Raw genomic sequence first — 11,386 nt, 5'->3', positions numbered from 1 at the left:
AAACGGGCGTAATTTTGCCAGCAAATACTTCCTTCAATGGCCATCGGCTCCTTTCAAAAAATCGAACAGCAAGACACTGAGGCATTTGCCGCCATCGTCGGCGCTGAATTTGTGATTCAGTCCGCCGAAGGCATGGAATCCTATTCCCATGACTATACCGAGGACCTGCATTTTGTGCCGGACCTGGTCGTGAAGCCTGCGAATGCGCAAGAAATCGCGGCGGTGATGCGCCATTGTCATGCGCGCAACATCGTGGTCACGCCTGCGGGCGCTCGCACGGGCCTGAGCGGAGGCATGTTAGCCGTCCACGGCGGTCTCATTCTGGCGACCGACCGCCTCAACCGCATTCTCCACATCGATGAACGCAACCTGCAAGTGACCACGCAACCCGCCGTGATCACGCAGGTTTTGCAGGATGCCGTCGCGGCCGTCGGCCTGTTTTATCCCGTCGATCCGGCAAGCCGCGGCAGTTGCTATATCGGTGGCAACATCGCGGAGAATTCGGGCGGACTCAGGGCCGTGAAATATGGCATCGTCAAGGACTATGTCCTTGATCTTGAAGTGGTCTTGCCTTCGGGCGACATCATTCGCACGGGCGCCAAGACATTGAAAAATTCGACGGGCTACAACCTCACGCAGTTGATGGTCGGCAGCGAAGGGACCCTGGGCATCGTCACCGAGGCGACCCTGCGGCTCATCCCCCACCCGACCCATCAAATGGTGATGTTGGCGCCTTTTGCGTCTGCCGAACAGGCTTGCGACGCCGTTTCGGCCATTTTCAGGGCTGGGATCACGCCTTCGGCATTGGAATTCATGGAAAAGGAAGCCATTGACCTTGCGCAAGCCTTCCTTGGCGAATTTCCCTTCCAAACCGAAGGCATCGAAGCGCAACTCCTGATCGAGGTCGATGGCAACCACCCCGAACGCATCATGAGCGAATGCGAGGCGATTTATGCCGTCCTCAGCCAATTCAACAGCGGTGAAATCCTGCTGGCGGAAACGGCGGAAGAGCAAAATCGGCTCTGGAAAGTGCGGCGCACCATCGGTGAAGCCACCCGCGCGGGCCGCATGATCAAGGAAGAAGACACCGTGGTGCCCCGCGCCGAACTCGCCAAACTCTGGACATGCATCAAAACCACCGCCAAAAAGTACGAGATCGAAGCGTTTTGCTTCGGCCACGCCGGCGACGGGAACCTGCACGTGCACATTCCAAGACCCAAGGAAAATGTAGGCGACTGGGCCGAAAGGACCGACAAAGCCGTTCGGGAGATTTTTGAATACACGGTTTCACTCGGCGGCACGCTCAGCGGCGAGCACGGCATCGGCCTCGTTCAGAAGGAATACATGGACATTCCATTTTCCAATGTCGAGCTGGATCTGATGAAACGGATCAAGGAAGTGTTTGATCCCAAGGGCATTCTGAATCCGGGGAAGATGTTTCCGGGAGTCTGAGAAATTGGCCACGAAGACACGGAGACACAAAGTCAAGCAGCATTTCTTCGTGCCTTTGTGTCTTCGTGGCCGGAATTCAAAAAAACTACCTTCTAAACCACTCCTCCACCAACTTTTCACTGGGTCGGCCGAGCGGCGTGAATCCACGGAGGTCGTATTTAGCGTCGTCCATGTAGGCCGGCCATTTCCATAGGTAAACACCTTTGCACCAAGGTCTTGCTGACAATCCTTGGATCATGGACTTGTAGCACATTTCTTGCGATTTAAAATCTGAAGCGCGGTCATCGGCCTCGGCATGGGGATTTTGCCAGGTACGTTCCACGGAACGGAAGCCGATTTCAGTGAACAGCACTTCTTTTTGTGCGGTTTTTGCAGCGATTTCGACTTTGTCCAGAATCTCCGAGAATCCCCGGTCGAGGTCCTTTTGGCTGGGTTTGTCCTTTTTGGTCAGCGGATAATAACAATTGATGCCAATGTAGTCGACCGCATCCCAAAACTTGCATTGTTCAAATTCGTCACCCCAATTGGCAGCGTAGGTGATTTTCCCCGAGAATATCGGTCGCAAGCGTTGGATCATCCGCCGCCAATCGTCGGGGCGCTGCAAGGTCGCCTTGCTGAATTCGACGCCGACACAAAGCACATCTGCGCCATACATTTCGCCCATGATCGCATAATGCCGGATCCAGCGGAAATAGCGGTCAAAAAAGATGGCCCAATCCTCTTCGGATTGCATGGCGATTTCGCCGGTCCAGCTGTTCCAAGGCCAAACTTGTGGCTTGAGCATGGTTTGCATACCCGCCTGTTGGGCACTCCAAAGGCTGTGAACGATACTTTCGTCGTTTTCCGCGCCCGCGCCGTCTGAAAATTCGAGCCAACTGGGTTTGTTCACGTCTTGATAACCCGAATAGGGAATCACTGCCACGATATTGCAATGCAGGTTTTTGGCCAGATAATCCATGGAAACGGTCGCTTCCGTGGAAGCATAGCCGTTAAAAATCTGGTAACCTTCGTGGGCGAAATTGAAGGCTTTGTGGAAATCCGGCAAAGCAACGCGATGGGGCAAGTTCTGATGCTTGGGCGGCGCTTGCGAATAGTTTTTCAGATGTGCCAGAAATTCAGTCTCCAAGTTAGGAGCCCGCAATTGGTCCAAGGCATTCTTATCCGAATAGACTTTCAGAAAGGCCTCTTTTCCCCATTTCGAGATCAGAAAATCCACCAAAGCCGCTGACATGCAGCCTTTCAGATAAGGTGATTCATGCGCCCAAATCTCGGCATCTGTCAATTCACGAATCGACAACGCGTTTCCACCATTCGCCAACAGACCCGCCCAATAGCGCCAGCCTGTGAATTCCCAGGAACTTTGCGGCCAAACTGCCAAACCCAATTCCAAACAGGGAAAAGCTGTCTTCGGCAATAGTTGGCGAATCATGGGGAGATGCACTTCTGGAAAATCGCGGCCAACGAATTCGGGATGAATCGCCAAAAACAGGCTTTTGCCATCATTTCCGCTGCTGATGGGTCGGGTATCACCTGTGGCAAGCCCTTCAACTCGATCGACGGGTACAAATGCACCTCCATCTTCCGCTGCGGAATCGCCAATCCCAATAGTTCCCCGATTTCTTTTTGTTGCCAATCCAATTGATTGCCAACGGAGTCAGCCAAGGCCTTTGCATAAGATTTCGTCCGGAATTTGATTTGATGGTTGAAAAAACGCATTCCCTCAAATTCTTCCTCGATCACTTCGCCGTCGTGCGTAAAATCCCAATGCGTTTTGCCGCCGATTTTCCATTGTTTGGGATCTTCCTCGTTGAAAAATCCCATGACTTTGCGCGCACCGCCGTCATAGAGTTCGTAGCCCCATCCCGAAAACGCAAACCAGAAATACTGTCCTTTGAAACGTGCGGTGATGTTGTCAAGAATGTCCTGATCGTCAAGGCCTGTCATCAAACTGAGCGGCAAACCCGGCGCCAACGGATTCGGATAAAATCCCAGACTCAAAACGGGATGGTCGCCGTATTGCTGTTGGTTGAAATCGACCGTTTTTTCAGCGACGTAAAAGGGCAATTGTGGCAACAAACGCGCCAAGACAGCGTTGTTGGCGGGCGTTCCGAGCAGATATAGCGGGTATTGGTGCAATTCGGCATCGGTCACTTCTTTGTCGCTGCGAATAATGGCTTTGGTGCGGCGACTGACCGACGAAATTTCGCTGAGGAGCTTGCGGTAGGCAGTCGCGGCCGCGGAGTCCCCTGTTCCATAGACATAGAGCAAATTCCCATTTGCCCGGAACGCATCGACCAAGGCTTCGCGGCTATGGCCACCGTCACTGTCTACGGCTGTTCCTCCCTCCTGCCCTTGCGTCGTGCAAGCAAGTAAAAAGAGGGGGATCAACAAGACGCCCACCCAACAGGAAACCCGTCGAAACAATTGCTTTTGTGTTGTGTCCAAATCTTTGCTGCGCTTTGTGAGGGTGAAAATTAGCGAATTTGCCTCGGAATTGCTGAGATGCGCAAGGTTTTTACGCCGAATGGATCCCCTATAAAAAAGGCATGCCGACCCTTGGGGAGCCGGCACAATCCTATATCAACTTGGGTTAAAGAACGGGGCAAGCATTGCCTGCTGATCTCCCCGATGGACGTTGGGGGATGATTCTACACTAAATTTAAGGAGGTGACGGGGCAAAATCAATCTGCAAGGTGTCGTATGAATGACGTTGCAGGAAAATCCCTGAGCTTCCGGACCTTATTGTCGCCCAAGCGTCGCTTGTAAGGGCTGGATGACCTCTCTTTCAAACATTGCTTTGATCATATTTTCAGGCTGATCACCATCAGGGATATGCATCAAGTTCAAGCAGTTGAGGAGGTGAATTGACTTCAGCGAGAGTTTTGTTTGGTTTGCCTTACCCTCTAAACCCAAAAACGCTTCAAGCGAAAGGCATTCACGGACAGAATCTGGAACTCCAGCCTCCAAATTGCTGAATCGCCATACAAAATCACCTTCGGGATTCAGGTAAATGCTATCCACTTTACGCACCTCGTAGGTGCGAATTTCATCAATAAACACACTGTCATCCATGGACGCCCACGTGGTGTCGTTTCGCAATTCGAAATCCTTACTATGGCGATAATAGAATCGAAGGTCACCTTCTTGTCGGAAATCGTTGGCGTTTTCGTGGTGAATGCTTAACTCAGAATTCAACTCGCCGTGCATTGCGTCGATCCGATTCAGCTCATTGACAACCGATTGCAAGGGGCGTTCGAAAGAATAGGTGTCTTTGTAGGCAAATTCCTGCTTCGAGCTTGTCGCCACAAATGCAAAAATTGATACGGTTGCCACTAAACAAGGAACAGCAAGCGGCAAGGCAACTTGCCAAGGCTGAATTTGCTTTCGGCCAAATTTCCAAACGGCAAGCGGGAGCACAACCAAGGCAAGGCAATCCCACATGTCCACGACGCGGTCGATCCTCCACAAATCCAACCCATTCCAAGCATCGATGGCCAATTGGGAAAATGTCGATTTCCACCAACAAAAGAGGATGCCGACCAACCAAGGCAGCCATTTTTTCGATCGCGGCAAAAGGCACAATCCAACCCAAACGAAGGCATACAGCCCTGCAAAATCGCTGAGCTTCCCCGTGATACTGTTGTGAAAAGCTGCTTTCCAAACAAGATCATTGAGCAACAGCAACGCCAAGGCCATCAAGAAGAGCGGATCGACGAGCCTCGCCATGGCCATTCTGCGATTGTTTTGATTCATGTGGTCAATTTCCTTGGAATTGGAGGGAATTGCAAGGTATGCGGGGGGAATTCTTGGCGTCATCAGGTGACTACGGCTATGGTAATGCATAGCTCCCCTCTGTCATGCGGTGCGCCCCCCGGGTCATGCAGAGCGAAGCGATGCATCTGTAAGCAGGGTAGCAAGCTACGGTGGTCAGCGTGGGGTGTTTCAGTAGCTGTAGACGCTTCGCTTCGCTCTGCGTGACAACGAAGCTCTGCGTGACTGGGCCCCCGGTCATGCAGAGCGAAGCAGCCTGTCCAGAGCGGAGCGTGGGAATGCATCTGTAAGCAGGGCAGCAAGCTACGGTGGTCAGCGTGGGGTGTTTAAGTCGTTTCAGACGCTTCGCTTCGCTCTGCGTGACAAAAGGCCACAATCCACATTTGTATAAAATTATGTGGATAACTTGCATTTATCCACAAAGCCACTTAGTTTAGCCAAGTATTAACCTCCTCGTATTCAATGAAATTTTATAAATTCACCCAACTTGCGCTTGCGTTATCCACATTTCTGGGAATGTCGATGTTCGGCGGGGAGCTCCATGCCGCCGGAAAGTCCTGTCACCGAGGCTTTATCGTCTTTGCCGGGCAAGATGCCAAAGGCAAAGTCGTATTTGTGATGGAAAACACCCAATCACGCGGCGACAAGTGGGATTGGACGCAGGCTTCGCAGGCAGCTTGGTTGTATGATGAAAACAGCGGTTGGGTCAAACTCAAAAACCCCTACGGCAAGCCGTTTCAGAAAAACAGCGGCAAACGCATCGGCGGCGAATGGCAATACCAATTCGCAGCAGGTTACCAACCCAAAATGTCGGTTCACAGTGATGAAAACGACCTGCATCTGAGTGTTCTCGCAGATCAGGTGGCACTCAAAAGTAAAAGCCGGAATGCGCAGATGGTCATTGCCAATGGTGCGGGTTCCCTGACTTGGAAGGACCGGAAGTTGACCGGCAAAGTGTATATGCGTGACGACTTGCACCTTGGTATGGGAAGCTCAGACCTTTATTTTGCCAATGCCAAAGGATCTCACCGCGAGGCCTTTCATGTGGGTGTCGGCGAATCGGGCATCATGAGTATGGTGCGCACAAATGCGAAGGATTTTGTGCCACTTGCTGGCGAAATGAACTTGTCGCTCCTACTTGATAGCGTTTCGGCTCTTGCTGAAAACTTGCAGGTGGAAGCGACGGCTTGGAAGCGCCTCGGATTTTATGAGTTTCCGACCGAATGGCAGGGAACCTTCAGCATCGAGGGCCGTCAAGCCATGTTCAAGCTGATTTCGCAAGACTTTCAAACGACGGAATACCTGTTGCTTGCGGGCACACGCATCGCAGGCGCGCGCGGATTCCTTTGCTTTGACGGCGAAACCTATCCGCTGTTTGGGGTGACGGAAGTTGAAGGGCGATTGGAAGGTCGCAAACAAATTGAGGAGGCGCAATGGCGCACGCGTCCAGCGGCGATCACACCGGGCAAAACCTGGGAAGCGACGGTGAGGTGAGTCGATGCATTCGGGGAATCAAATCGGCGACGCCTTTCCCTCACGACACGGTGGGGCAAAATTGAATTGGCCGATCCTCGTCGCATGCCTTTTGGGCTCTTTGGTTTTCATTTCCCAGGCCCCTGCATTCGCACAAGCAGACAGCACGCGGCTTCACAAACTCGAGGCACGGCTGAAAATGCTGGAAATGCAGACGGCAGCCAACAGTCACAAGATCAACATTTACGAAAAGCAGACCTTTTACCTCTATCAATCGCTTCCTGAGGGAGATTCCACCGAATCCAAATTCAAAATCGGCGGATTCGGGGAGGCCTATTTTGCCCTTTACAGCGATTCGACCGGCACCGAATTCCAAAAATTTCCGACGTCAGCCCCGCGCAACCGCCAATTCGGGCTCAATATGCTCTATCTCTCAGCGCAGTATTCGAGCAACAAGGCAAGGGGTAATCTTGGCCTGCAATTCGGAGACATTCCACTGAGCAGTTGGGATCCACGATTGAACATGATTCAGGAGGCCAATATCGGGTTGCGTTTTCATCCTAAAATCTGGCTCGATGCCGGCTTTTTTCGCACGCATATCGGCATGGAGAGCATTCAACCGCGTGAAAACGTGACCACAAGCATTGCGGTCACCACCTATTTCGAGCCTTATTTTCTGAGTGGGGCGAAGCTCAGTTTCCTGGCCTCGGAGAAATTGACGCTGCAGGTGCAGGCATTCAACGGATTCAACAATTTCATCGAAAACAACCGCAACAAAGCCTTTGGCGCCTCTGCAATCTATGTTTTTGGTCCGAAGGCGGCTGTCACGCTGAATTCGATTTTCTCGAACGAGGCCACAGACGGAATGGTGGCAAAAAACAGACTCTACAATGATATCTACTATGTCTACCGCGGGGAAAAGGTGGATTTCGGTGCCGAATTCAATTTCGGAATGCAGACGAATTCAGGGTTGGCGGATAGCACGGCAATGGCATTCATCTACAGTGGGATCCTCCTTGCGAAATACAAATTCGAGCATTTTGGCATCTATGCGCGAGGTGAATTTTTTGAGGACAGCGACGAAATCCTGACGGGTCCCGTCGAAAATTCCAACCACCAACTGGTAGGCATCAACCTTGTCGCGGGAACGTTAGGAATCGAATTCAAACCCCTTCCCAATGCCTATTTGCGGCTGGAAAGCAGGTACCTGCAAACGACAGAATTGGAGGACATTTTCTATTGGAAAGGCGAATTCCACCATTACCGCCTCGAAGGAATCACCGCGCTTGGGGTTTGGTTTTGAAGGACTTCCTAGCTTTTTTCGACTGAGGATGCGCAGATCATCCGATGCACCGCCAATTTGACTGCAATTCTCAAGGGCGCGACGGGCTGATTTTACTAAATTGGCCCTCGATGAAATTCACATATGATGATATCTTGATACAGGGATTCGACTGCTTATCCAGCATGAGGCTGCCTACTGTCGCCGCTGTCGATTAATAGTTTAGTGGATGACGCCTAAGCGTTTGCTTCCCATAGTGAATATCCAATGCTTTTTGTTGTTTTTTCCAATCCTTTAAATTCAGTTGTCCCAAGTATCCTGCATCAAGGTCAAAATAATCGTAGAGAATAAGATTCATCGCATAGTCATTCAAAGGGTTACGAAGCAATCTCAGTATTTGTTCCCGGTTAAGCCGAGAGAGACATTTCTTTTCCCCAGCATCCAGCCTCACCATCACAATTAATTTTGTATATCCTACAACATCCCATTTCCCTTCAGCATCGATGGTATCATGTGGGCTCTGATAGCCAAAGAGATAGTCTATGGCGGCATTATTCGCGAGGCACGATTGATTTTGTGCGAATACACCACCTCCCAAGTTCAGACAAGTACCCAAAACGGCAAAGACCATCCAAATAGCGATTGATCCAGTGTTCAAACCCATCTTTTTTTCAATGTTGTACCTGATGATCACGTAAATATTGCGCCCTATACATTTCACCTTTCCGTCGGCAGTGTTCAATTGCAGGCAATCCGGTTGCTCTTATTGTCCCTTTCTTCCATTTCCGAATACCATCAGTCAATTTTTCTTCATCGTCCTCAGTATGATTGCTAATTTTATAGGTGTCATACGCAGCTTTCAGCTCAGGATCAGATGGCTCAAGACTAATCCCCAATTCAAAGGCAACTACCAAATGCAACATTGTTCACTTCTAAGAGTTTCACATTGTATTGAGCAGAATTGTGCATCCTCTGATCAATCACTTTTCCTTCTGCCCAATATATCTATCGGCAAATTTTCGCTTTTCCATTGGTATTCAATAGTCGTTTTTTGATTCACAATAAACTGTCGAAGTCGTACATCGTGGCCGAACAAGACGAAATGCCGGACAATTCCAATTTGGGGATCAAAATAGATATTTTCAATGCATTTTCGGAAACCATTACTATTTGCATAGACATAAAACGCATAAAGTTGATGACCAGAAACAAGAGTGTCAATTTGGGAATCAGGAACCAACTCATAGTGGTTGAATCCCAAGTATATGGAGCTATCAAGGTGAGCATATCGGCAGGTGGCCTTCCCTAGATTAAAGTACTCCTTAGAAAAAAAGACACTTCTAACTCCGTGAAAATGTTGATACCAAATACCATTGTCAACTTCAAAAGTATCACAATAAGAAAAGCGCTTATCACTTGCTAGAAACACACTGTCCACCCACATGGAATCTTGCAGATAAGTCCGGATGACCTTTTCATCCAATCTTTTGCCTTGATAAAGCTGATATTCGATTGACTTCGTTTGGCAATGTGAATTTCCAAGTACCACAAAAATTATCGTCACGGCCGACAATAGACTTCGATTGAACGCCAAAGCAAAAAATTCGATCATCATAACCCGACAAATTATTCAGGACACTTTTTAAGAAGATAAGCCCGTTTCGCCCTGTATGAGTTAGAACTAACGTCTCCAAAGCCATTATTGGAAAATTCCAGTTTGATTACTTCTAGGGAATGACGTTCTCGATCCTCTAACGTAGGGAATTGCTTTTGGTATTCATTGGTTTGCTGCAGACCTACCCAACTTAGAATATCGAAATCATGATCCGATAGGCCATCAACGCCTGCGTCATTTGCAAATTCTTTCATGCCTTCGATGAGCACATCTCGAAGCTTTGATGCCATATATTCATGCTCATCTCCATCGTAATCGTTGACCAACTCTGCTTTGAACCACTCATCGTGATCCGTTTTCCAACCTAGATATGCATGAATTGCCTCATGAATAACCGTTCGTGCAATCGCAAGGTCCGTTCGTATAAGAAAATTATCATTTGCGCTCATCGGTTCCATTGCCTCATTGGGAGGTCGAAAGGCTTTGCACCTTGATTCAAATGTGGTTCTTGCAAAGTCAATATCCTTCCAAGGCACGCCTCGGCTAACAAATAAATGAACGGTATTTGCAGATTCTTTCCGGTCACCAAGTTCGTCAAATCTTAGTTCATACATCGCATCAAAATCAGCACCGTTTCGATATGGATTTAGATATTTCTGCATTACACTATTCGTGATCAGCAAATAATCAAAATATCTTTCGATAATAGATCCTACAAATCCAGAGTACTTTTTGATATTAAAGCCTGACCGGCGTGTTGATTCCGACAGGTCGTTTGGGACCGAAAAATCCATCACCCCCTCTAAAGCCTTGATCCCACTCCTACTCAAAGGCAAACTCTCCCCGATCCCTTTCATGAGTTTCCGCTGGGCGCCCGCGCTTAGAGAAGTTGTACAACAATGATCCACTTTACGAAGTTCGTTTTGCAAACTGATATCCTTCCTGAGCATATCGATCACGTTTTCAAGCGCTGGCACTGCATCATGGGGCTTGCCATCCAAATTGAGATGGCTATGGTTGGCACCACTTTTCGAATCCCCGCTTTTGCAACCACAATCCTCATATTTGTGTTGCCAATCTTCTGTCCTGAACTTGGGTTTGGGCGGGCAGTCACAATCCTTGGTGCGTCGATGGAGCTCACGGTTCAAATGTTCAGGTCCTTTTTGTGCGGCGGACCTAAGCACCCGCCCCGAATCCCCCTGCAAAAACGGCCGTAAGGCCTGCATCGCACCCAGCACCCCAGCCAAGGCTCCCCCGCCACCTGATGCCGCAGCAGCTCCTGCACCTGCAGCAGGCACCATAGGCGCTGCCATCAAAGTCGAGTCCACCAAGCCAGACACTGCCTCCGCTTGCGTGAGCATGCCACCGGCCGCCTCAGCAGATGTTCCCATGCCTGCACCGACACTGCTGCCGATGCCGCCACCAGATCCAAGGCTGCCACCAGCCGTCCCAGCACCACTTCCAAGGCTTCCACCAGCACCTGCGCCCCCGCCAGCACCCACCAATGCGGGCGCCACCAAAACCACAGCCAGCACCGCCAATTGCATCAAGGCCTCCTCCTGGATTTGCTCCTTGGTCTTGGGGTGGAAGAACTCATTTCCATGTCCCCAGCCATAGTTCAGGCCGGGCTGCGCCCAAGGCATCCGGGGAGACATCTGCCCCCCTGGAGACCATGGATTTTGGATGTCCTCAAAGTATCCCATCGTTGCCTCTATTTTAAATGTTGTAGAAAACCTTTGTTTTCAAGTGACAATTAGTAAAAAGATCTTGAACCAGATAAGGACGATTCGGCA

The 11,386-nt window shown here is 49.9% G+C and carries 10 protein-coding genes; 3 read left to right on the top strand and 7 right to left on the bottom strand.

All coding sequences use genetic code 11. The features are described from left to right. The first annotated feature begins 36 nt into the window (after positions 1-36). Positions 37-1,452 carry an FAD-binding protein gene (locus IPN95_30045; protein MBK9453555.1) on the top strand — a complete coding sequence of 472 codons (1,416 nt, stop codon included), beginning with the start codon at positions 37-39 and terminating at the stop codon, positions 1,450-1,452. Positions 1,453-1,537: 85 nt separating this feature from the next. Here the strand turns inward: IPN95_30045 and IPN95_30040 are convergent, their stop codons facing one another. From IPN95_30040 to IPN95_30030, 3 genes are all read right to left on the bottom strand, one after another. Beyond that, positions 1,538-2,881, bottom strand: coding sequence for a hypothetical protein (locus IPN95_30040; GenBank protein ID MBK9453554.1), 1,344 nt, complete (start codon positions 2,879-2,881; stop codon positions 1,538-1,540). Next, entirely contained in the window at positions 2,878-3,897 is a 1,020-nt protein-coding gene (locus tag IPN95_30035; GenBank protein MBK9453553.1) for a hypothetical protein, read from the bottom strand. Before IPN95_30035 ends, IPN95_30040 begins: the two co-directional genes overlap by 4 nt. A 294-nt stretch (positions 3,898-4,191) precedes the next feature. Next, the gene (locus tag IPN95_30030; protein ID MBK9453552.1) at positions 4,192-5,205 is read right to left on the bottom strand and encodes a hypothetical protein; all 1,014 of its coding nucleotides are present in this window, start codon (positions 5,203-5,205) and stop codon (positions 4,192-4,194) included. A gap of 480 nt (positions 5,206-5,685) precedes the next feature. On the opposite strand from IPN95_30030, the gene IPN95_30025 reads away from it, so the two are divergent. Both IPN95_30025 and IPN95_30020 read left to right on the top strand, forming a co-directional pair. Further along, positions 5,686-6,717, top strand: a complete 1,032-nt coding sequence (locus tag IPN95_30025) for a hypothetical protein (GenBank protein MBK9453551.1) — start codon at positions 5,686-5,688, stop codon at positions 6,715-6,717. Between the two features lie 100 nt (positions 6,718-6,817). Continuing rightward, the gene (locus tag IPN95_30020; GenBank protein MBK9453550.1) at positions 6,818-7,999 is read left to right on the top strand and encodes an outer membrane beta-barrel protein; all 1,182 of its coding nucleotides are present in this window, start codon (positions 6,818-6,820) and stop codon (positions 7,997-7,999) included. Between the two features lie 193 nt (positions 8,000-8,192). Here the strand turns inward: IPN95_30020 and IPN95_30015 are convergent, their stop codons facing one another. The 4 genes from IPN95_30015 to IPN95_30000 are packed head-to-tail and all read right to left on the bottom strand — an operon-like array spanning position 8,193 to position 11,296. Then, positions 8,193-8,642: a hypothetical protein gene (locus IPN95_30015; GenBank protein MBK9453549.1), complete on the bottom strand. Its 450-nt coding sequence runs from the start codon at positions 8,640-8,642 to the stop codon at positions 8,193-8,195. Positions 8,643-8,649: 7 nt separating this feature from the next. Continuing rightward, positions 8,650-8,901 carry a hypothetical protein gene (locus IPN95_30010; protein MBK9453548.1) on the bottom strand — a complete coding sequence of 84 codons (252 nt, stop codon included), beginning with the start codon at positions 8,899-8,901 and terminating at the stop codon, positions 8,650-8,652. A gap of 53 nt (positions 8,902-8,954) precedes the next feature. Further along, positions 8,955-9,593, bottom strand: coding sequence for a hypothetical protein (locus IPN95_30005; GenBank protein MBK9453547.1), 639 nt, complete (start codon positions 9,591-9,593; stop codon positions 8,955-8,957). Between the two features lie 11 nt (positions 9,594-9,604). Then, a complete protein-coding gene (locus IPN95_30000) occupies positions 9,605-11,296 on the bottom strand; it encodes a hypothetical protein (protein ID MBK9453546.1) in 1,692 nt (563 codons plus the stop codon). Positions 11,297-11,386: the final 90 nt, after the last annotated feature.

Source organism: Bacteroidota bacterium (assembly GCA_016718825.1).
In the GTDB taxonomy this organism is placed as follows: Bacteria; Bacteroidota; Bacteroidia; order J057; family JADKCL01; genus JADKCL01.
The sequence above is the reverse complement of the archived record's forward strand: the minus strand, read 5'-3'. Positions and strand labels throughout refer to the sequence as shown.

Excerpts from the sequence above, each read along its gene's own strand:
- IPN95_30045 (MBK9453555.1), top strand. The coding sequence starts at position 37 with ATGGCCATCGGCTCCTTTCAAAAAATCGAACAGCAAGACACTGAGGCA.
- IPN95_30040 (MBK9453554.1), bottom strand. The coding sequence starts at position 2,881 with ATGATTCGCCAACTATTGCCGAAGACAGCTTTTCCCTGTTTGGAATTG.
- IPN95_30030 (MBK9453552.1), bottom strand. The coding sequence starts at position 5,205 with ATGAATCAAAACAATCGCAGAATGGCCATGGCGAGGCTCGTCGATCCG.
- IPN95_30025 (MBK9453551.1), top strand. The coding sequence starts at position 5,686 with ATGAAATTTTATAAATTCACCCAACTTGCGCTTGCGTTATCCACATTT.
- IPN95_30015 (MBK9453549.1), bottom strand. The coding sequence starts at position 8,642 with ATGGGTTTGAACACTGGATCAATCGCTATTTGGATGGTCTTTGCCGTT.
- IPN95_30010 (MBK9453548.1), bottom strand. The coding sequence starts at position 8,901 with ATGTTGCATTTGGTAGTTGCCTTTGAATTGGGGATTAGTCTTGAGCCA.
- IPN95_30005 (MBK9453547.1), bottom strand. The coding sequence starts at position 9,593 with ATGATGATCGAATTTTTTGCTTTGGCGTTCAATCGAAGTCTATTGTCG.
- IPN95_30000 (MBK9453546.1), bottom strand. The coding sequence starts at position 11,296 with ATGGGATACTTTGAGGACATCCAAAATCCATGGTCTCCAGGGGGGCAG.